Here is a 19158-nt window from a genome sequence, read left to right on the forward strand (position 1 = left end):
TGGCCATAGTCACTGTCGTCGCCAGGCCCTCAGCTCAGGCCGGCCCTCTGCAGGAATGCTCCCAGCCGCGAGCTGGCCGCGCTGCCGGCGAACTCCGCCGGACTCCCGCGCTCGATCAGCCTGCCGGCTTCCATGAACCAGATCTCGTCCGCGACCTCGCGGGCAAAGCCGATCTCGTGCGTGACGCAGATCATGGTCATGCCGCCTGCCGCGAGTCGCTTCATCGCGACCAGTACCTCGCCGACCATTTCGGGATCGAGCGCCGAGGTCGGCTCGTCGAACAGCATCACCTGCGGGTCCATCGCCAGCGACCGGGCGATGGCGACGCGCTGCCTTTGCCCACCCGAGAGCATGCCGGGCATCTCGTTCGCCTTCTCGGTCAGGCCGACGCGGGCGAGCTCCTCCATGGCGCGTTCGCGCGCCGCCGCCTTGGGCATGCCCCGCAACTTGGTCAGGCCGAGCGTGATGTTGCCGATCGCCGTGAGATGCGGGAACAGGTTGTAGGCTTGGAAGACGAAGCCGACGCGTTGGCGCAGGCGGTTGATGTCGAGACCGCGGGCGGCGATATCGGCGCCGTCGACCAGCACCCGCCCGGCCTGGATGCGTTCCAGGCGCGTCACGGTGCGGATCAGGGTCGACTTGCCCGAGCCGGACGGGCCGACCAGCACCTTGACCTCGCCGCGCCGGACCTCGCCGGAGACATCCGCCAGCACCTGCAGCGGCCCGAACCATTTGTCGACGTTCTCGAAGCGGATCATCGCTGCCTCACGCTGCGACCAGGACACCGGGCGCGCCGCCACGGCCGGCCGAAATGCGCCGCTCGATCAGGCGCGCCAGCGAGGTCAGCGCGAAGCAGAGCGCGAAATAGGTCAGCGCCAGGATGCCGTAGACTTCGAAGGGCTGGGTCAGCAGGACGTTGTTGACCTGGGCTGCTGCGAAGGTGAGCTCATGGGCGCTGATGACGTAGCCGAGCGAGGTCTCCTTGATGGTCGAGACGAACTGGCTGACCATGCTCGGCAGCATGTTGTGCAGTGCCTGCGGCAATATGACCTTGATCGTCGTCGGCCAGTAGCGCAGGCCGAGCGAGGTCGCCGCCTCGGTCTGGCCCTTGGGCAGGCCCTCGATGCCGGCGCGGATGATCTCGGAGAGATAGGCGGCTTCGTAGACGACGAGCGCGATCACCAGCGTCTCAACCCCGCCGACCGCGCGGCCGATGATCAGCGGCGAGAAGAAATAGGTCCAGAAGATGAACATGATCAGCGGCAGGCCACGCACCGTGTGCACGATCGCAGTCGCGGGCAGGCGCAGCCAGCGATAGGGGCTGAGGCGCGCCAGCGCCAGGCCGATCGCGAAGGGAAAGCACAGCGCCAGCGAGATCGAGGCCATGAACAGCGTCATGGCGAGGCCGCCGATCGGTCCGTGCGGGTACTGTCCGACCAGGAAGAGCAGCCAGTTGTTTTCGAGGATTTCGAGCATCAGCGCGTCTCGAGCTTGAGGCGCTGACCGGACCAGCTGCCGAGCGCCATGATGGCGAAGGAGATGGCGAGGTAGATCGCGGTCGCGACCGCGAAGGCCTCGAAGGTCTTGAAGGTGTAGCTTTCGACCTCGCGGGTCCGGTAGGTCAGCTCGCCGACGCCGATCGCCATGGCGAGGCTGGTGTTCTTGAACAGCAGCAGGGTCTGGTTGATCAGCGGCGGCACCGCGATGCGCATCGCCTGCGGCAGCACGATGTAGCCCATGGCGCCGAGATAGCCGAAGCCGATCGAGCGGGCAGCCTCGTACTGGGCCTTCGGGATCGAACGGATGCCGCTGCGGATATCCTCGGCGACATAGGCGGCCGCCGCGAGGCCGAGCGCGATCGCCGCCAGCAGGAATTCGCCGTGATGAGCGTTGATCCATTGCCGCGCCGGGCGCGGCAGCAGCGAGGGCACGCCGAAATACCAGACGAAGATCTGGACCAGCAGCGGGACGTTACGGTGGTATTCGACATAGAGCGCGACGAACCAGCCGAGCGGCGGGAACGGGATCATCCGGACGAGCGTCAGGATGATCCCCATCGCCATGGCGAGGCACCAGGCCACTGCCGTCAGCGCCAGCGTGGTGGCGAGGCCGATCAGGAACCAGTCGAGATATTTCCCGCTGAGCACGCTGCCGAGATCGAAGACATAGCCCATCGACCGGCTCTCCCCGGTTCGCGCCTGGCGATCAGCTCTTGATCTCTTCGACCTTGTAGTCGCGCTTGATGTTGAAGGCCGTGCCCTCGCCCAGCCATTTGTTGAAGATCGTGTCGATCTCGCCCGAGCTGACGAGCTTGGTCAGGACGCCGTTGACCTGCTCCTTGAAGGCAGCCTCGCCCTTGCGCAGGCCGAGACCCCAGGGTTCGACGAAGAGCGACTTCTCGATCACCAGCATCGGCACCTTCGACTGTTTGGCGAGCTTCACCAGGATGAGCTCGGAGCCGCAGAAGGCATCGACCTTGTCCTGCGCCAATGCCAGGAAGGCCGAGGAGGTGTCCTGGAAAGTCACCGTCTCGGCGGTCGGGATCAGCCGGCGCACGCCCTGCTCGGAGGACGAGCCCTTGATCGCGGTGACCTTCTTGCCGGCCAGCCCTTCCAGTGTCGTGATGCCGGAGTCCTTGGTGGTCAGGAGCTTCTGCTGGCTGACGAAGTAGGAATGGGAGAAGTCGATCTGCTGGGCCCGTTCCGGCGTATAGCCGAGATTGGCGGCGAGGATGTCGACGCGGCCCTGCAGAAGCTCGGGGATGCGCGCCTCGACCGCGATGCCCTTGAGCTCCAGCGAAACGCCGAGCGCCTCGGCGACCTTCTGGCAGATGTCGACGTCGTAGCCGACGATCTGGCGGGTCTGCGGATGCTGGAAGGAGAACGGCTCGGCCGTACCGAGCGTGCCGCAGATCAGCTTGCCGCGCGCCTTGATGTCGGCGAGCTGGTCGGCCTGGGCGGTGCCGGAGATGCCGGCCGCGAGAGCGGCCGCAAGGCCGAGAACCGTAAAGAGCTTCATCGTCATCCCCTGTTGTTATGATCGTTGCAATGCGTCGCAGGCCGTTTTGATGCGGGCGCAGGCCTCCTCGATCGCGCCGAGCGAGGTCGCGATCGAGAGGCGCAGGTAGGGCGAGAGCCCATAGGCCGAGCCGTCGAGGACGGCGACGCCGGCTTCCTCGAGGAAGTAGATGGAGACATCGAGGTCGCTCTGGAGCGCCCGCCCATCCGGCCGGCGCCGGCCGATCAGTCCAGCGCAGCTCGGATAGACATAGAAGGCGCCATCGGGCCTCAGGCAGCTCATTCCGTCGATGGCGTCGAGCAGTTCGACCGCGCGGTCGCGTCGCTGGCGATAGGCGAAGCGCGCTTCGGCAACGAAGCTCTGGTCGCCCGCGAGCGCTGCCGCTGCCGCCGCCATGCACATCGAAGCTGCGCCCGAGGTCGTCTGCGACTGGATGATGTTGATCGCCTTGACCAGCCCCTTCGGCCCGGCGCCGTAGCCGATCCGGAAACCGGTCATCGCATAGGTCTTGGAGACGCCGTTGACGAGCAAGGTGCGTTCGCGCAGCTCGGGCGCGATCGCGACCGGGCAGACCGGCTCGCCACCGTCGAAGCGAATATGCTCGTAGATGTCGTCGGTCATCAGCGCGACCTGGGGGTGGCGCTTCAGCACTTCGGTCAGCGCCGCCATCTCGGCGGCGGAGTAGAAGGCGCCGGTCGGATTGGAGGGCGTGTTCAGGATCAGCCAGCGCGTGCGCGGGGTGATCGCGCTTTCGAGCGTCTCGGCGGTGAGCTTGAAACCGGCATTCTCGCCGCAGGCGACGATCACCGGGGTGCCGTCGCAGGCCAGGACCATATCGGGATAGGACACCCAGTAGGGCGCGGGAACGATGACCTCGTCGCCCTCGCCGACCGTCGCCGCGAGCGCGTTGAAGATCACCTGCTTGGCGCCGCTGCCGACCACGATATCGTCGGCGGCATAAGTCACGCCATTCTCGCGGGCGAATTTGGCGATGATCGCCTTGCGCAAGCGCATCGTGCCGTTGACCGGCGCATAGCGCGTCTCGCCGGCTGCCATCGCCGCGGTCGTCGCCTGCTGGATATGCAGGGGCGTGTCGAAATCGGGCTCGCCGGTGGTCAGGTCGATGATGTCGCGGCCTTGCGCCTTCAGCTCCTGGGCGCGCAGGCGCGCCATCATGCTGGGCGAGGGCTTGATCCGGCTGACGCGGGCGGAGAGAGGGATCGCGGAGGCAGTCACGACGCAGCCTTTCCGGCGTTCATGTAGAAGCTGTCGACTTTGCCATCCGCGATCGCGGCGAGCGCATTCGCCTCACGCTCTTCCTGCTGGCGCACCAGCTCGAGGAGTTCGGTCGCGTCGGCGCGGTCGAAGACGACGACGCCGTCGGCATCGCCGACCACGACGTCGCCCGGCATCACCACCATGCCGTCGATCGAGACCGGGACGTTGATCTCGCCCGGCCCGCTCTTATAGGGGCCGCGATGCGTCACGCCGCGGGCGTAGCAGGGAAAGTCCGCCTGCTGGAAGGCGTCGACATCGCGGATCGCGCCGTCGATGACGAAGCCGGCCACGCCCATCGCCCGCGCCCGGCTCATCATGATCTCGCCGACCAGCGCCTGGGTCAGGTCGCCGCCGCCATCGACGACGAGCACGTCGCCAGGACGCAGCACCTCATAGGCGCGGTGCAGGGTCTGGTTGTCGCCCGGCCTGGTCTTGACCGTCACGGCCGTGCCGATGAGCCGGCCCGAGCGATGATAGGGCCGCAGCGCCCTCGTCCCGTGCAGGCGGTTCATCACATCGGAGATGATCGAGACCGGGGCCGCCCGGAAGCCGTCCAGGACCGCGCCGGGAACGGCTGGGCCGCTGGGGTTGTTGCGATGACCGATCAGCGGCATGGAATATTCTGTCCCCAAGGGCGTCATTGCGAAAATTATGTGACATGGCCTTAATGACAGAAAGCGAATATATTTCTCGCTAACCATCGCTTTTCTTCATTTGAAGGCGTGATGAGGGGGAGCGATGCCGGCAAGCCTGAGGCAGATCGAGGCCTTCTACTGGACCGCCAGGCTTGGCGGCTTCACCGAGGCGTCACGGCACCTTCATCTGGCGCAATCGACGGTGTCGAAGCGCATCATCGAGCTTGAAGCCGTGATCGGCGGCTCGCTCTTCGATCGCACGAGCCATGTGCTGCGCCTGACGCGGGCCGGCGAGGCGAGTCTGCCGATCGCCGCCGAGATGCTGGCGCTGGAGCCACGCTTCCGCGAGGCCGCCGGCGGGGCTGCGACCTTCTCGGGTCCATTCCGCTTCGGCGCGACCGAGCTTGTTGCCCTGACCTGGCTGCCGAAGCTGATCGTTGCGATGAAGCGCGACTACCCCAATGTCGTGCCGGTGCCGGAGGTAGCGGCCAGCGTCGACCTGTTCGGCAAGCTGGCGGCCAACGAGCTGGACCTCGTCATCGGGCTCGATCCGCCGCAGCGCTTCGAGTTCGCCAATCTCCCGCTCGACAGCGTCCAGCTCGAATGGGTGTCGGCGCCGGGCTTCGGCCCGGTCGAGAACCTGATCCCGCTCGGTGAGATGGCGAAGTATCCGATCCTGACCCAGACGCAAGGATCCGGCCTGCAGAAGCTGGTGCTCGACTGGGCCCTGGCGAACGGGCTCGAGATCAATCGCGTCGTCCAGTGCAACAGCCTGAACGTGCTGGCTGGCCTCGCTGCCGCCGGGTTGGGCGTTACCTTCCTGACCGCCAGCTATTTCGGCCCGGAGATCGCGAACGGCCGGCTGCGCGTCATCAGGACCGAGCCGCCGATCCCGCCGCTACGCTACTACGCCGTGCATCGCAAAGGCGATGTTTCGCCGTTGGCCGCACGGGTCGCGGCCATTGCTCAGCACTCCTGCGACTTTACCGCCCGCAGTCTGCCGCGGGATTGAGTGGCGACTGCGGATCATGCAGCTCCGCAGCGCACGAATTTGTTCTCGACCTCGACCGCGTTCGGACACCAGCGGTTGAACTCACGGAAATAGGGCTGGCGCCCCAGAGCCTTGGCGATCGCAGTGGCTGCGTTGTTCGCGGCTTCCCTCGTCGGGTAGTAGAGCACCGTCCGATACCAGCCATCTTGCAGGAGGAGCCCGATCTGCCCGGCCGGGAAACCTGCGGCCCGGAGCTTCTCGACTTCATGCTGGGCCGCAGCGAGGTCCCGGTCGCCGCCGCTGATGGCAATCCAGGCGCGCTCCCCTGTGCTCACCAGTGGCGCCAGCGTCGTGAGCACGGCGGTGGCTTGCCGGACGACTTTGATGACGTTGTCGAGATCCTCGCGGGCGGCTTCCATAACGGGCGAAGGGTCTGCCGCTGATGTCCGCAGCGCTGCAATCTTGGCCTGTTCGGCGGCTGAGCAGGTGCCGGCGCCCAGGCAGCGCAGCAGGTGCTGCAGCTCCGCAAGCCTGGCGTTGGCTTTGTCCAGCTCGGACCGCGCCTTTGCGGCAGCTTCTTCGACGACTTCCCCGGCCTTGATGATCTTGGCTTCGACGCCGAGAAACGCAAACTTGGAAACCTCTATGCCGGCAGCGGCCAGATGTTTCGCCATGCCCCCAGCGACGCGCCCCGGCCAGATGAGCATGGCCGTCAGCAGGACGAGGAGCAGGCCGCCTATCGCGATGCCGAAGGCGAGCTTGATGCGCTCGAGAATATCTTTCGAAGGCAATGTCATGTGGTCCCCCTCCGAACACAGCCGTTGTCAGGCTCGGTTGAGCGGCGTCGGCTTGGAATTCCAGCGGCTCAAAGCGCCTTCTGTGCGGCGTCCAATGCGGCCTTGAATTCCTTGGCCAATGCGGCAGCGTCCTTCGCCACCGCTTGAAAGTCGTTCCAGTTGAGTTTCGCCCTGGCGAGTTTCTCGTGAGCCTTCAGCAGGTCGTCCAGGCTCTTGCGTTCGGCGGCGAAGACGCCCCGCTTGCCCTTCAGCGTCTCGAGCTTGAGGAAGAACGCTTCGAACAAGGTGTTCATCTCGGCCGCGGTGACGGAAGGATCGGAGTATATCAGCCGCAGCCGGTTCCGCTCGCATTCTTCCCAGGTAACGATCTCCGCATTGATCTGCTCATTGCTCGACAGGAGCCGCCGCTTGAGGTCCTCGACGACCACGATCAGCTTCGGGTGCGCGCCTTCCGCATGCTTTGTGATCCGCCTCATGTCCTCCACGAGCTGATACTGGTTGAGGGCCTTTGAGAAGACGGTCACGAACGGCTTGATGACGTCGATCAGGCCCGAATACTGAGCCCCCAGCGGTATGGATTTCGCCTGATCAAGAGCTCCATTCAGCTCTTCGGCGTATTTGAGATAGTTGATGTTGTCGCTCAAATACCCATTCAGCGTCTCCACATAGGCGACGATGATCTTGTCGTAGGCCTCCTTCCTGTCCTGGCTCTTTTTGACCTCCTTTTCCGCCGTCGTCGGGCAGCTTTTGGCCGATATCCGTTCGGTGGGCCTGTGAGACAGGAAATCATGGGACAGGCTGGTATATCTCTGCTCCGAATAGACCTGTGCCGTGAATGAAGCAGTCGCTCCCCCTGCTGCGGCGGCCGTGGTCGCCGCGGTCCCGAAATTCTGCTGGCTGGCGCTGACCGTGCAGCCACACAGGAAGGCCAGCGCCGAGACGCTCGCCGGCAAAGAAGATTTGTTCATGCCACCCCCCATTTTGCGAAATCCCCCGTCATGTCAGGACGCGACGGGTTCCCTTCCCCCGCAGGACTGATTTGCCGGCCTGGCCACGTATCGTCCGGTTCAGCTGCTGCCCTTCCCGACCGGCCCGGCGGCGCGGATGTTGACGAAGCGCTTCAGCGTGTCGAACCAGAAGGGCGCGCCGATGATCGCGGCGAGCGCAGTGAGCAGCCAGCCCATCACAGCGACGACGAGCGCCATCAGCTCCGGTTTGGGTGCCACCGCGGCGCTCCAGCCGATCGGCACTCGCGCGCGCTCGAGCTCCTTGACCATCTCGCCACGCAAAGCCTCGCGCTTTTCACGGTCCTCGAGGCTCGTCTGCTTGAGCCTCTCCTGATGCCCCTGAAGGTTCTCGGCGAGCGCGGCACGAGCCTCGGGCTCACCGGCCAGGAAGGCGCCGACCTTCAGCGCGTCGAGGTTGCCGAGGGCCGCGACCCCGAACCCGAGGAGAAAAAGTATCCACTGGACGCGGCGCTTGTAGAGGCCCGAGAGCCGATCCATGACACCGTCGAACCAGTCGCCGATGGCCTTGTCGAAGGCTTCGAGATCGTCGCTCGCCTGCTCCGCGAGCAGACGCAGCGCGCGCTTGACCTGCGAGCCGTCATTGCCCAGTCCCTTCGCCGCCGCGATGGCCGCCTGGCCGGCATGCCCGGCGAGATAGAGATCCTTGACCGCCTTGGTGAAGACGTCGCGCGGGATGTAGGACGGACCGCCCTTGTCGCCGCGGGTGTTCAGCGCCGCGACCAGCGGATGATCGAAAAAGTCTTTGGTCGCGACAGACCCACCGCCCCCGGCCTTCAGCATCTCGTCGATCTTCTTGCGCAGGTCCTTGGCACGCAGGTCGAGCCGCTGGGCGATGGTTTCCTGCAGCGCGGTCACGATCAGTGACGCGACGAGGAAGAAGGCGATCATGCCGACCGCGAAATCGAGAAGTGGGTTCGAGATCGTCATGGCTGCGGCTCCGGGCAGTCTGGGTTGCTTCACAAGGGCAAGCGGTCATCTCCGAGGACCACGCCGGCGAAGCGCCCTTCGTCCTGCAGGGTTCGGACGCTCCTCTTCACGCTGGCAATGCGCGTCCCGTTGTCCGACGCGCCAATGGCGGCGAGGCCGGCAAGCCGATCGGCCAGCGTGCCCAATGCGAGCGCCGCCTTGATCTGGTCCGTGCTGCCGCGCCCCTGATGGCGGATGTCCGACACCCAGATCGCCAGCCGCGGGTCCTTTCCGGCCAGATTGAACGTGCTGGCCTGTGCCTTGACCTTGCGTCGCAGAATGGCGAGGGCCACCCAGACGGAGGCCGCGACCGCGTCGGGATCGTTCAACAGCCAGTGCATCAGCCTGGCGCCGTTCAGCGCCTCGATCTCGCCGGCATTGAGCGTGTCCGGGTTGAGATAGCTCATGAAGCCGACGATCTGGTCCTCGAACCTGCCATTGGGCCTGAGCACATTGGTGACGACCTCGAGCGACCTGAGCGCTCCGCCTTCCCGGCGGTGCACCTTGCCGCTTTTCAAGGTCAGGTCCGGGAAGTAGCTGGCGGCCGCCGGCAGCGTGAGCAGCTCGCGGAACAGCAGGATCAGATTGTCGCCGGGCGTATGCGCCGCGAGCTGATAAAAGCCGAAGGTGAAGCGGGCCCGATCATAGGTGTTGATCAGCAGGTGATGTCCGCCGGCGCTTTCGGCCACCACGGTCGGCCAGATGAAATGGGCCCACAGGCCGTTCTCGGCCTCGCTCTCGACCCTGTCATAGTGCAGCGCCGGAATCTCATCGAGAACCCGGGTCTGGTAGAGGCCGCGATGGCTGCCATCGCCATCGCTGAACGACACGGTCTGGCCGACCAGGAAGGTTGTGGGTTCCGGTCCGTCATGGCTCGCCTGCCAGCGCGTACCCCTGGTCTGCGGATTGCCGTCGCTGACGATTGTGAAATCAGGCATGGCCGCCCCCTTTTCTGCAAACTCTCGTGAGCGCCGGCCGCGATCGCTCGCGGTCGGCCGGCGTGATGGTGTGAGCCGCTATTTCAGGGTCTCGATGATGCTGATGAAGTGGTTGGGCACCGGCTGGCGAACCTTGCCGGTCGAGGCCAGGCGGACGATGCGGCGACCGACCGAGTCGTTCTCGTTGCCGCCGATCGTCAGGAGATAGCGTCCCTGGGCGTCTGTGCCTGTCTCGATCACCACCGCCGAATGAGACGGATAACTTGCGTGGTTGCTCGCATGTGCGAAGTCGAAGTCGTTGCCGCCGCGATTGTTCTGCAGGATGTCGCCGACCTTCGGGGCATAGTCCTCGATACGGCGGCCCTTGAACAAGGCGGCGGTATCGTCGGCCTGAGCGATGGCGCGATTCACGAAGACCGAATGCTGAGCTGAAAAGCTGAACTCGGTGGCGCTGGCGCCGGCGCTCTTGACGCACCAGGACACGAAGACCGCCGACCAGGCCGTCCCGACCCCGGGAAACTCGAGGCCGATCTCCTCCCAGTATTTCTTGATCTGCTTGCGCAAGGGCAGGTCGGTTTCGTGGTGATCGCGAAACTTCACATGCTGTTCAGTGGCAATTGCCGCGAGCTTGTTCTGGAATGGTGTGGGCATCGCTGGAACTCCTCGATGGTTGAGGCGTGAGGCAGGCAGGCCCAGGCCGGTGACCGGCCTGGGCTTTGCCCGGCGGGCGACGGCGCCCTGGCCGGATTTGGTCAGGCGTCGTCCGGCTTCTTCGGCGGGATGTCCGGTGCGGTCGCCGCTGCTGTCCGCGGTCGCACGTCGCTCTCGCCGACACGGTCGGCGAGAGCGACGAGCCAGCCGATCACCCAGCGTTCGTCCGGCGTGAGAACGGCCTTGCCGGCCACGCGGGCGGCAGTGGCCCGGAACTCCTGCCAACGCAGGTGGAAATCTGCGACATCGCGCACCTCGGCTGCACGGGTCGGAGCTCGCGCCATGTCGCCACCTTGCGTCTCGTTTTGCTCATGACGCAATGTAACCAGCGATGCATTCGCTGGCGCGTGAAGAAAGTGTGAAGTCACTTTCTGCTGAAATCTGTTTGATGCTACGTTTTCGCTGGGGAATATGGGCGACGTTTGACAATGTCCGGCAAGGTCATCGAAATCAGTCTGTTTGGCGCGTGCTCCATCCGGGGGCTCGGTGCCGACGCATTCGAGGTCACCGGCAGCAAACATCGCGCTCTGCTGGCCCTGCTGGCGACCGCGCCTTTCGGGCGGCGAACGCGTAGCTTCCTGCAGGAAACGCTCTGGGGTGTCGCTTGCTACGATACCGGGCGGCAAAGCTTGCGCAGGGCGCTCGCTGACATCAAGCATGTGATGGGAGACAGCTACGGCAAGGTTTTGTCGAGCACGAACTCAGACGTAACACTTGACCTCAGCGTGGTTTCCTTCGTCGGCGCCCCGGGGATCGGCGAATTTCTCGAAGGGCTGGACATCCGCGAGACCGGCTTCGTGCAATGGCTGGCCGGCATCCGTCAGAATGCGGCGCAACTCGAAGGCCTGTTCGGGCATGGCCGCCACAGCATCCTGCCCGCTCCGCTGCCGGTGGTGGCGGTCCTGCCGTTCAGGGCGATCGGCACTGATCCGCATGACGCGATTATCGGCGATTGGCTGGCCGAGGAGATCTGCCGCTCGCTCAGCCGTTCGAAGCTGCTGGCGGTCATCTCGCATCTGTCGAGCCGCCAGTTCGTCAAGACCGGCTTCGACCTCGCCGGCGTCGAATCCGTGCTGCAGGCGCATTTCTGCCTGGCAGGGAGCCTGCGCCGGATCGATGGAAAGCTGGTGCTGGACCTCGATTTCGTCGACGTCAGCTCGAGCCGTATTCTGTTCACACGGCAGATCGCCTACGCAGCCCAGGATTTCCTCGGATTGTCGGCGGCGGGGATCGGCGTCGTCGTCAGGGCGGTCGGTGCCGCCATCGCCGACGAGGCGATCGGCCACAGTGTCGGGCATGTCCCGGCCGAGATCGCCGACCATCGCCTGCTCGTCGCCGGCGTCGGCCTGATGCACCGCACGACTTTGCGGGATTTTGCTCGCGCGCGGGAGCTGATCGAGGAAGCATTGCGGCGGGCGCCGCGCACGCCGGAGATCCATGCCTGGCTCAGCAAATGGTACATCCACGGCATCTTCAACGGCTGGAGCAGCGACACGCCGCGCGAGAAACAGCTCGCACTCGATCATTCGGCCCGAGCACTCGATCTCAGCCCCGACAACGCCTTCTGCCTGACGATCGACGGCTTCGCCCACAGCAACCTGTTCCGCCGCCTCGACATCGCGGAACAGCGCTATGACCTGGCGCTGTCGTCCAATCCGAACGAGGCCTTGTGCTGGCTCCTGAAGAGCGCCCTCCACACTTTCCGCAATGAAGGCGACCAGGCGGTGCGGGCCGCGGAGACAGCGCGGGCACTCTCGCCGATCGATCCGTTCGGCTACTACTACGACGCACATACTGCGGGCGCCTATCTTGCGACCGGCGACTACGACCGCGCTCTCGAACTGGCCGAGCGTTCACTTCGCAAGAACGATCGCCATCTCTCGACGCTGCGTATTCTGCTGTTTGCCGCGTATTACGCTGACAAGAGCGAAAAATTTCACGCTGCCGCAGAAGATCTGATGCGCCGGCAGCCGGGCTTTACCGTATCCGAATACATGAAGACGCACCCCTCCGCCGATTCCGAAATGGGACGGAAAATGGAGCGGGTTCTGATTGCTGCACAAATACCATTGGGGGGCTGACATGGCGATTTTCGGCAACATGGGCAACATGGGAAACATGGCTGCTGCCGGCAATATGGGAAACATGGGCAATATGGGGAACATGGGCGGCATCGCGGGAGCCGGGGCGGCAGACCCTGCTTTGGCGACCGGCCTGATGCTCAGTGCCCAGATTCTGTTTGGACACGCGGCCGATGCGGACGACCCGCTCGATCTTCGCAAGGTGCAGCCATCACATCATCTGACGGCCGGGCCGCAGCGCAATCTGGGGCGCTGGTTCCCCTGGGTCCGTGCTTCGCTCTACCTCAGCGATTTCATGCGCGATCTGGACTGGACCGCAACCTATGAGCCGGAAGCAGCCCGGGGCGAGGTCGTGCTGTCCTATCGCAAGCGCGAGGGGGCCTCGGCAGGGACGAACCCGTTCTATGTCGTGAAGCGCCCCGCCATGACAGTGTTCGCCGACCAGCTCGAGCTGATGCGCAACTATATGGACCAGCGTGCCGAACGCGCGCCCGAGATCCTGAACCAGGTTGCCCTGCCGCCCGACTATCTCGGCTCGATCCTCGGCCTGACCGCGCGCAATCGGCGGACCCTGGAGCTCATGAACACCGCTCTCACGCTCGCCGGCAATGCCGCGATGGTCGTGAAGCATCATCTCGCCTGCCGCCGGCCGGGCGATATCGGCGCGCGCGTCCTGCCGATGCTGCCGACGCCGGATCATGGCTCCTTCCCGAGCGGGCATGCCACCGAAGCCTTCGCCGTCGCGACTGTCCTGTCGGGGCTGGTCAGGTCCGAGGTCGGCAGCAAGCATTTCCCGGCCAGCGAGAAGCTCGTCGCCCTGCTGCACAAGCAGGCGGAGCGCATCGCCGTCAATCGCACCGTCGCCGGTGTCCATTATCCGATCGACAGCTGGGCCGGAGCGGCACTCGGCGTTGCGGTCGGCCAGATCATCCTGGCGAAATGCGGCGAGCCGTCGGCCAAGCCGGTACGCTATGCCTATGACGCCCAGCCCCGCAGCGATTTCCTGCTGGCCAACTTTCTCAATGATGCCAAGGCCGTCGCCGAGGGGCTGACCGCAACCCGGGAGGCGTTCTCGGTCGATGTCAGCCCGGTCTTCCAGTGGCTCTGGAGCGAGGTCAAGGCCGAGTTCGCGATGGCCTAGCTGCGAACGTCTGGACGCGATCCCCAACGACGCGGTGCATCAGGAGGCCAGCATGGCGCCGAACGACACGCTTGCCCGGCTGGACGGGCCCTATGAGTCCTGGGTCTTCGGCAGCGAGGGGCAATCCTATGCCAGCCCGGACGGAAAGCTGGCCAGCGCCTCGTTCATCAGCGCGCTCGCCGAGCTGCCGGTGATTCATCCATTCTTCAAGGAAGCGACGGCGCTCGTGATTCCCGGTATGGGCATCGCGCATCGCCCGACCATCTGGCAAGGTCCCGCCACGTCCGAAGCGGCGGACGGTACTGCTTTCCTGCCGCTCATATTCGAGCCTCTCCGTATCGACCGACCGTTCGCCCTCGCCGACCTTCGCCTGTTCATGCTCGCAGTCGCCAATTTTCCGATCCCGCCGTCCGTCGAGGTCGCCCCCAAGCCCCATCATGGTTTTCGGTTCAACGCACCTCTGCCGCGGGAGACGTTCGACCGGTCCTTCACCGATCCGCAGAAGCGACGCGAGCCGATATTGAAGCCGAACGCCCGCCTCAAGGCGGAACTCGCGCGCGGCGGCCACGACGGTGCGCCGCTGGTGATCATGGCGGTCATCGATGACGGTCTCGCCTACGCTCATCCGGCACTGCGGGACGCGGAGAACGACCCGCGCATGGAGTTCTGCTGGCTGCAATCGGCCGGAGTCGCCAGCAGCGAGGCGGAAAGCGGTACCGTTCTCTTCGGCCGCGAGCATACGCGCGAGACGCTCGCGGCCTTGTTGGAGAGCGAGGGCGGCGACGAGGATGCCTTCTATCGCGCGGCCGGCTCGATCCGGCGCAATGGCATGGCACAACCCGTCCTCGGCCTGAACGCGCACGGCGCTCACGTGCTGCATCTGGCCGCCGGTTCCTGGGGCGAGGACGCCACGTCCGCCGAGCTGGATCGTATCCGTCTGATCGGCGTCGAACTGCCGGCGCCGATCGTGATGGACTCCGTCGGCTTCGGCAAGGACGCCTATATCCTCAGTGCCTTCCACTACATCTTCGACCGCGCCGACAAGATCGCCGAAGCTTACGGCACCGGACCGCTGCCACTGGTGATCAACTTCAGCTTCGGTTTCACCGGCGGCCCGCATGACGGCAATGACCGGCTCGAGGACGCGATCGGCGCCCTCATTCGAGCCCGCAGACAGAAAACGAATGCGTCGACGGAGCTGGTGATGCCCTCCGGCAATCAGTTTCTCAGCGCGCTGCATGCGGAAATCTCGGCCGAAAACCTGCAGGAAGACGATCGCTTCGGCATCCCATGGCGCATCCAGCCCAGTGATCGGACGGCCAATTACCTCGAAATCTGGTACCCGGCCGACGTGGAGGGCAAGCCCGGCGCGATACCCGAGCCGCCGCGCATCACTGGACCGGGAGGCATCCATTGGTGCGCCGACATGGTCGAAGCGAGCACGACCCAGACGCCACCGCAGACATTGTGGCCGCTTGCGATCAACGGGCGGACCTATGGCCAGGTGAGCATCGACAAGTTCCGTGAAGCCCGCTGGCGCGTCATGGTCATCCTCGCGCCGACGGAAACCGCCGGGACAACGCCGGGCGGTGCGCCGGCGGGGCTGTGGCGCGTCGACATCGACGCCCGCCATGCGCGAGCAGGGGACAAGATCATCTCATGCCGCATTCAGCGCGACCGCAACATCGCCCACCCGTTGCATCACGGGCGGCAAAGTTATTTCGACCATCCGAAAGACCCGGTGTTCGGGCAGGACGGCCGCTGGCAGCAGGATGACCAGGACGCCAGGTTCACTCGTCGCTTCGGCAGTCTGAACGGCCTCGCGACCCGTGAGGAGGTCATCGTGGTAGGGGGTGTCGTTGCCCACTCGGCCTCCGGTCCGGATCTGCCGGCGCCCTACAGCGCTGCCGGTACCCTCAGATCGTCATCCGGCAAGGAGGTGACCTGCGCCGCCGCCTCCGACCACTCGCCGGTTCTGCCCGGCATCCGCGCGGCCGGAACCCGCAGCGGATCGATAGGCCGGTTGTCGGGAACCAGCGCTGCGGCGCCGCAGGTAGCCCGTGCCCGCGCGCTTCGCCTGCTACGGGAGGTAGGCAATGCATCCAAGACCAGCAATGGCCTGCAGCAACAGGGCATTGCCGCCAAGCTCGATCTGAAACCCCGGCCTGCGTCTTCTGGTGATCTGCGGCGGTCGGGCCCCGATCCGCTGCATGCGCGGCTCGGAGCAGGGGTCCTCGACGCGAGGATACCCGACTGATCAGGCGCTTGCCGCTGCGTGACGACGCTCGGACATCTCCGCCGGGAAAGCGTCGCATCGGCCGGCCGAGGGCACAAAAGCCGATCGGCAAACGGCAAAGCCGGAGGCGGTTGACCGCCTTCAGCCCTTCACTGACCCTGTGTCGTCTTCCGGCGTCTTGGTTGGGGCTGCGGCACGCGCTGCCGGCTTGGCCTTGCCGCCGCGCAGCATGTCCCAGCTATTCGGCTGGCTGACCGATCGGCGCAGATAGGCGATGGTCGCGGAAGCCTCGGCCGGGCTCATGTCCTGACGGGCAAGCTGCTCGGCTTCCTGGAAACGGCCTTGCAGGCCCAGCACCAGAACGAGGTTCTGACGCACCCTGGCGTCACTGCCGGGAATGGCGGCGGCTTCGCGCAGGACGCGTTCGGCCTGCGGCAATTGCTTGGACAACGCCAGCGACAGGCCGAGATTGGACATCACAGTTGGTTCGTTCGGCGCCAGCTTCAGCGCGGTCGCATAGATCTGCTGGGCGCGGTCATGCTCGCCGAGCTGGTCCGCGACGGTGCCTTGCGCGGACAGGATCCGCCAATCGGGCTTTTCGGGCAGATGGGCGCTGCTCAGCACCTCGTCGGCCTGCTTCAGCCGACCGTTGTCGGCGAGCGAGCGGCCATAGGCACCGAGAAGCTCGCGATCTTCAGTATGGACCAGCACGGCCCCCTGCAGAACCGCGAGCGCCTGGGCATTCTTGTCGAGCGCGCGCAAGGCACGGGCGTAGAAGAAGGCGGCGTTGCGGTCCTTGGGATTCGCCTCATAGCGGGGGGCCCACTCCGCTTCCTCGCTGCGCCACTGCGCTTCGGTGCGCGGCTGGGTCTGCTTGGCGCCGATCGAGCCGGTGACGTCGCCGGGGCCGCCGCGCATCTGGCAGGCGCCGAGCGCCAGGCAGAGAGCCGAGACCGCGGCGAGATGGCCGAAACGGGATGCGCGGATGCGGATGGACACGGCCGGATAGCCTCGCCGGTACGGGAAAACTGTCATCCGCGGTGATAAAACGTTAACCCTAACGGACTGTTAATCGGCGGATCGGGGGCGGCGCCGCATGCCGACCTCGAGGTCCCGCCATTCGAGGGTCGTCGATCGTGCATCCGTTGCTGCTGCCTGCCGGAACATCAGCCATTCCCGTCCATTGTGTCGCCAAGGCCGATTGGCCGGCTCTGCGCGACGGGCTGGCGCCGATGGCGCGCAGTTTCGCGCAGGCGCAAGCTTTCGAGGCCCGGTCGGGCCAGCACGTCCTGCTGCCTGACGCTTCCGGCGCCCTGTCGGCCGTGCTGCTCGGGGTCGATCCGACTGGGCCGCGCCGCCGCGATCTGTTCGCGCCCGGGCGCCTTGCCACGACCTTGCCAGCTGGCGACTACGCTCTGGCGGGCGATATCGGCGAGCCCGCTCTCGCGGCGCTCGGCTGGCTCCTCACCGCCTATCGCTTCGAGCGCTATCGCAAGCCGAAGCCGGTCACTGCGCGACTCGTCCTGCCCGAGGGCGTCGATGGCGACGATCTGACCAATCTCGCTGAGGCGAGCACACTGGCGCGCGACCTCGTCAATACCTCCGCCGCCGATCTCGGCCCGACCGAGATCGAGGCGGCCGTGCGCGCTCTTGGCGAGACCTATGGAGCCGAGGTCAGCAGTACCGTCGGTGACGATCTGCTCGCGGCCAATTTTCCGATGATCCATGCCGTCGGCCGGGCCTCGACCCGCGCGCCGCGGTTGATCGACCTGCACTGGGGCGCGAAAGGTGATCCGAAGCTGACCCTGGTCGGCAAGGGCGTCGCCTTCGACACCGGCGGGCTCAATCTCAAGACCGATGCCGGCATGTTGCTGATGAAGAAGGACATGGGCGGCGCGGCGGCGGCGATCGCGGCGGCGCGCATGATCATGCAGGCCAAGCTGAAGGTCCGCCTGCGCCTGCTCGTGCCGGCGGTGGAGAACGCCGTGTCCGGTTCCTCCTTCCGCCCCGGCGACGTGCTGCAGAGTCGGAAAGGCTTGACCGTCGAGATCGGCAACACCGACGCCGAGGGCAGGCTCATCCTCGCCGACGCGCTGGCGCTCGCCGACGAGGAGGCACCCGAATTGCTGATCGATTTCGCGACGCTGACCGGCGCTGCGCGCGTCGCGCTCGGGCCCGATCTGCCGCCCTTCTACACCCATGATGACGGGCTCGCCGTCGAGATCGCCCGCCTCGGCACCGTCGTGAACGACCCGGTCTGGCGTATGCCGCTCTGGCCACCCTATGACGGGATGCTCGATTCCAAGATCGCCGACCTCAACAACGTCTCCGGTGGCGCCTTCGCCGGCTCGGTGACGGCGGCGCTCTTCCTCAATCGCTTCGTCGAGAAGAGCCGCTCCTATGCCCATTTCGACATCTATGGCTGGAATCCCTCGACCAAGCCGGGGCGCCCGGAAGGCGGCGAGTGCCAGGCGGCGCGACTGACCTATGCGCTGGCCAAGCAGTTCTACGGCGCCCGTTAAGCCTGCCCTGCGACTTCGGTTGCACGGCGGCGGCGGTGCGATAATGATACGGCCCCGTAACGATCGGGGGCGGCATGGCGCTGGAGATCAAGCCGACGCAGGCGCTCAAGCTCTGGCGCGAGGTTCATCTCGACCTGGTGCGCGATACCCAGTCCGACTTGTCGGTGCGCCAGACCGCGATCCTCTTGACCATCTATCTGGAGCTGCCGCCGCATACCGTGCGCGGCCTCGCGGCGCGCCTCGGCGTCACCAAGCCGGTGATCACCCGCGCTCTCGACAGCATGGGCAAGCTCGGCCTGGTCAGCCGCAAGCGCGACGAGTTCGACAAGCGCAATGTGGTCATTCAGCGGACGGTCGCAGGCGCGTTGGCGGTCGAGCACCTCGCCGATCTCGTCACGGCTCGGGCGCGCGAGCTGGGGGCCGCGTGAGAAGGTGATGGGGTCGTGGGAGATAAAACCGCGCGACTGGGTGTTCGCCGGTCTGACCGTGGCTGCAGCGGTCGCTTTGATGTTCCTGGTGCCCGGGTTCTCCTCTAGCCCCGATTGCACGACCAGGCTCATCGAGAGCAGATCCGCCTTGACCGCCTCGGATCAGGAGATCGCGGCTTTGCCGGATCAAGACCGAGCAAAAAAATGTGCGGCCTATCGGGCACGCGCAGAGATTCTGACGAGGGTCGCACCGACCGCTCGAATATGCGGATCGCCACAGTTGACGCGAAGCGGCGCTTATCGCGAGTTCGACACTGAGCTGAGCTTCTATACCAAGCTCGTCGGTGAGCAATGCAGCTGAGGCCTGCTGATGGTGGCGAAGGGCTTC

19 protein-coding genes are annotated in these 19158 nt (G+C 65.6%); 6 read left to right on the forward strand and 13 right to left on the reverse strand.

What is annotated here, in order from left to right; all coding sequences use genetic code 11:
* Nucleotides 1-29: 29 nt before the first annotated feature.
* The 6 genes from ACWIGM_RS26615 to ACWIGM_RS26640 are packed head-to-tail and all read right to left on the reverse strand — an operon-like array spanning nt 30 to nt 4910.
* On the reverse strand, nt 30-758 hold the full coding sequence (locus tag ACWIGM_RS26615; RefSeq protein WP_454028990.1) for an amino acid ABC transporter ATP-binding protein: 729 nt from the start codon (nt 756-758) through the stop codon (nt 30-32).
* A gap of 7 nt (nt 759-765) precedes the next feature.
* The gene (locus ACWIGM_RS26620; protein WP_454028991.1) at nt 766-1476 is read right to left on the reverse strand and encodes an amino acid ABC transporter permease; all 711 of its coding nucleotides are present in this window, start codon (nt 1474-1476) and stop codon (nt 766-768) included.
* Complete coding sequence (locus tag ACWIGM_RS26625) at nt 1476-2174, reverse strand: amino acid ABC transporter permease (RefSeq protein ID WP_454028992.1); 699 nt, start codon at nt 2172-2174, stop codon at nt 1476-1478. The genes ACWIGM_RS26620 and ACWIGM_RS26625 overlap by 1 nt, the downstream gene beginning before the upstream one ends.
* Before the next feature lie 31 nt (nt 2175-2205).
* Nucleotides 2206-3018, reverse strand: coding sequence for an ABC transporter substrate-binding protein (locus ACWIGM_RS26630; RefSeq protein ID WP_454028993.1), 813 nt, complete (start codon nt 3016-3018; stop codon nt 2206-2208).
* 15 nt (nt 3019-3033) lie between these two features.
* Complete coding sequence (locus tag ACWIGM_RS26635; protein ID WP_454028994.1) at nt 3034-4254, reverse strand: aspartate transaminase; 1221 nt, start codon at nt 4252-4254, stop codon at nt 3034-3036.
* Nucleotides 4251-4910, reverse strand: coding sequence for an RraA family protein (locus ACWIGM_RS26640; RefSeq protein WP_454028995.1), 660 nt, complete (start codon nt 4908-4910; stop codon nt 4251-4253). The genes ACWIGM_RS26635 and ACWIGM_RS26640 overlap by 4 nt, the downstream gene beginning before the upstream one ends.
* 124 nt (nt 4911-5034) lie before the next feature.
* On the opposite strand from ACWIGM_RS26640, the gene ACWIGM_RS26645 reads away from it, so the two are divergent.
* Complete coding sequence (locus tag ACWIGM_RS26645; RefSeq protein ID WP_454028996.1) at nt 5035-5943, forward strand: LysR family transcriptional regulator; 909 nt, start codon at nt 5035-5037, stop codon at nt 5941-5943.
* Between the two features lie 14 nt (nt 5944-5957).
* Here ACWIGM_RS26645 and ACWIGM_RS26650 read toward each other — a convergent pair whose 3' ends face one another.
* The 6 genes from ACWIGM_RS26650 to ACWIGM_RS26675 all read right to left on the reverse strand — a co-directional run bounded on the left by ACWIGM_RS26650 (nt 5958) and on the right by ACWIGM_RS26675 (nt 10646).
* Complete coding sequence (locus tag ACWIGM_RS26650) at nt 5958-6719, reverse strand: SPOR domain-containing protein (RefSeq protein WP_454028997.1); 762 nt, start codon at nt 6717-6719, stop codon at nt 5958-5960.
* Between the two features lie 68 nt (nt 6720-6787).
* A complete protein-coding gene (locus ACWIGM_RS26655; protein WP_454028998.1) occupies nt 6788-7687 on the reverse strand; it encodes a hypothetical protein in 900 nt (299 codons plus the stop codon).
* 99 nt (nt 7688-7786) lie between these two features.
* Entirely contained in the window at nt 7787-8674 is an 888-nt protein-coding gene (locus ACWIGM_RS26660) for a hypothetical protein (protein WP_454028999.1), read from the reverse strand.
* Nucleotides 8675-8703: 29 nt separating this feature from the next.
* Entirely contained in the window at nt 8704-9651 is a 948-nt protein-coding gene (locus ACWIGM_RS26665) for a hypothetical protein (protein ID WP_454029000.1), read from the reverse strand.
* A gap of 78 nt (nt 9652-9729) precedes the next feature.
* A complete protein-coding gene (locus ACWIGM_RS26670; protein WP_454029001.1) occupies nt 9730-10302 on the reverse strand; it encodes a DUF2272 domain-containing protein in 573 nt (190 codons plus the stop codon).
* Between the two features lie 101 nt (nt 10303-10403).
* Nucleotides 10404-10646 carry a hypothetical protein gene (locus ACWIGM_RS26675; protein ID WP_454029002.1) on the reverse strand — a complete coding sequence of 81 codons (243 nt, stop codon included), beginning with the start codon at nt 10644-10646 and terminating at the stop codon, nt 10404-10406.
* A 144-nt stretch (nt 10647-10790) separates the two neighbouring features.
* Here ACWIGM_RS26675 and ACWIGM_RS26680 point away from each other — a divergent pair, with 144 nt between their 5' ends.
* Genes ACWIGM_RS26680 through ACWIGM_RS26690 form a run of 3 tightly spaced genes read left to right on the forward strand, consistent with a single transcriptional unit; the run spans nt 10791 to nt 15841 of the window.
* A complete protein-coding gene (locus ACWIGM_RS26680; RefSeq protein WP_454029003.1) occupies nt 10791-12443 on the forward strand; it encodes a hypothetical protein in 1653 nt (550 codons plus the stop codon).
* A gap of 1 nt (nt 12444) precedes the next feature.
* Nucleotides 12445-13584 (forward strand): phosphatase PAP2 family protein, encoded by a 1140-nt coding sequence (locus ACWIGM_RS26685; protein ID WP_454029004.1) that lies wholly within the window; start codon nt 12445-12447, stop codon nt 13582-13584.
* A gap of 52 nt (nt 13585-13636) precedes the next feature.
* Complete coding sequence (locus ACWIGM_RS26690) at nt 13637-15841, forward strand: S8/S53 family peptidase (RefSeq protein WP_454029005.1); 2205 nt, start codon at nt 13637-13639, stop codon at nt 15839-15841.
* A gap of 120 nt (nt 15842-15961) precedes the next feature.
* Here the strand turns inward: ACWIGM_RS26690 and ACWIGM_RS26695 are convergent, their stop codons facing one another.
* Complete coding sequence (locus ACWIGM_RS26695; RefSeq protein ID WP_454029006.1) at nt 15962-16819, reverse strand: tetratricopeptide repeat protein; 858 nt, start codon at nt 16817-16819, stop codon at nt 15962-15964.
* A gap of 137 nt (nt 16820-16956) precedes the next feature.
* Here ACWIGM_RS26695 and ACWIGM_RS26700 point away from each other — a divergent pair, with 137 nt between their 5' ends.
* Together ACWIGM_RS26700 and ACWIGM_RS26705 are read left to right on the forward strand one after the other, a co-directional pair.
* Complete coding sequence (locus tag ACWIGM_RS26700) at nt 16957-18342, forward strand: leucyl aminopeptidase family protein (protein WP_454029007.1); 1386 nt, start codon at nt 16957-16959, stop codon at nt 18340-18342.
* Between the two features lie 74 nt (nt 18343-18416).
* Nucleotides 18417-18770 (forward strand): MarR family winged helix-turn-helix transcriptional regulator, encoded by a 354-nt coding sequence (locus ACWIGM_RS26705; protein ID WP_454029008.1) that lies wholly within the window; start codon nt 18417-18419, stop codon nt 18768-18770.
* Nucleotides 18771-19158 lie beyond the last annotated feature (388 nt).

The organism is Allobosea sp. NPDC055332 (genome assembly GCF_053645455.1).

What these genes read in the sequence shown, in the direction of transcription:
- ACWIGM_RS26615 (WP_454028990.1), bottom strand. Translation starts at nt 758, where the DNA reads ATGATCCGCTTCGAGAACGTCGACAAATGGTTCGGGCCGCTGCAGGTG.
- ACWIGM_RS26620 (WP_454028991.1), bottom strand. Translation starts at nt 1,476, where the DNA reads ATGCTCGAAATCCTCGAAAACAACTGGCTGCTCTTCCTGGTCGGACAG.
- ACWIGM_RS26625 (WP_454028992.1), bottom strand. Translation starts at nt 2,174, where the DNA reads ATGGGCTATGTCTTCGATCTCGGCAGCGTGCTCAGCGGGAAATATCTC.
- ACWIGM_RS26630 (WP_454028993.1), bottom strand. Translation starts at nt 3,018, where the DNA reads ATGAAGCTCTTTACGGTTCTCGGCCTTGCGGCCGCTCTCGCGGCCGGC.
- ACWIGM_RS26640 (WP_454028995.1), bottom strand. Translation starts at nt 4,910, where the DNA reads ATGCCGCTGATCGGTCATCGCAACAACCCCAGCGGCCCAGCCGTTCCC.
- ACWIGM_RS26645 (WP_454028996.1), top strand. Translation starts at nt 5,035, where the DNA reads ATGCCGGCAAGCCTGAGGCAGATCGAGGCCTTCTACTGGACCGCCAGG.
- ACWIGM_RS26650 (WP_454028997.1), bottom strand. Translation starts at nt 6,719, where the DNA reads ATGACATTGCCTTCGAAAGATATTCTCGAGCGCATCAAGCTCGCCTTC.
- ACWIGM_RS26655 (WP_454028998.1), bottom strand. Translation starts at nt 7,687, where the DNA reads ATGAACAAATCTTCTTTGCCGGCGAGCGTCTCGGCGCTGGCCTTCCTG.
- ACWIGM_RS26660 (WP_454028999.1), bottom strand. Translation starts at nt 8,674, where the DNA reads ATGACGATCTCGAACCCACTTCTCGATTTCGCGGTCGGCATGATCGCC.
- ACWIGM_RS26665 (WP_454029000.1), bottom strand. Translation starts at nt 9,651, where the DNA reads ATGCCTGATTTCACAATCGTCAGCGACGGCAATCCGCAGACCAGGGGT.
- ACWIGM_RS26670 (WP_454029001.1), bottom strand. Translation starts at nt 10,302, where the DNA reads ATGCCCACACCATTCCAGAACAAGCTCGCGGCAATTGCCACTGAACAG.
- ACWIGM_RS26675 (WP_454029002.1), bottom strand. Translation starts at nt 10,646, where the DNA reads ATGGCGCGAGCTCCGACCCGTGCAGCCGAGGTGCGCGATGTCGCAGAT.
- ACWIGM_RS26680 (WP_454029003.1), top strand. Translation starts at nt 10,791, where the DNA reads ATGTCCGGCAAGGTCATCGAAATCAGTCTGTTTGGCGCGTGCTCCATC.
- ACWIGM_RS26685 (WP_454029004.1), top strand. Translation starts at nt 12,445, where the DNA reads ATGGCGATTTTCGGCAACATGGGCAACATGGGAAACATGGCTGCTGCC.
- ACWIGM_RS26690 (WP_454029005.1), top strand. Translation starts at nt 13,637, where the DNA reads ATGGCGCCGAACGACACGCTTGCCCGGCTGGACGGGCCCTATGAGTCC.
- ACWIGM_RS26705 (WP_454029008.1), top strand. Translation starts at nt 18,417, where the DNA reads ATGGCGCTGGAGATCAAGCCGACGCAGGCGCTCAAGCTCTGGCGCGAG.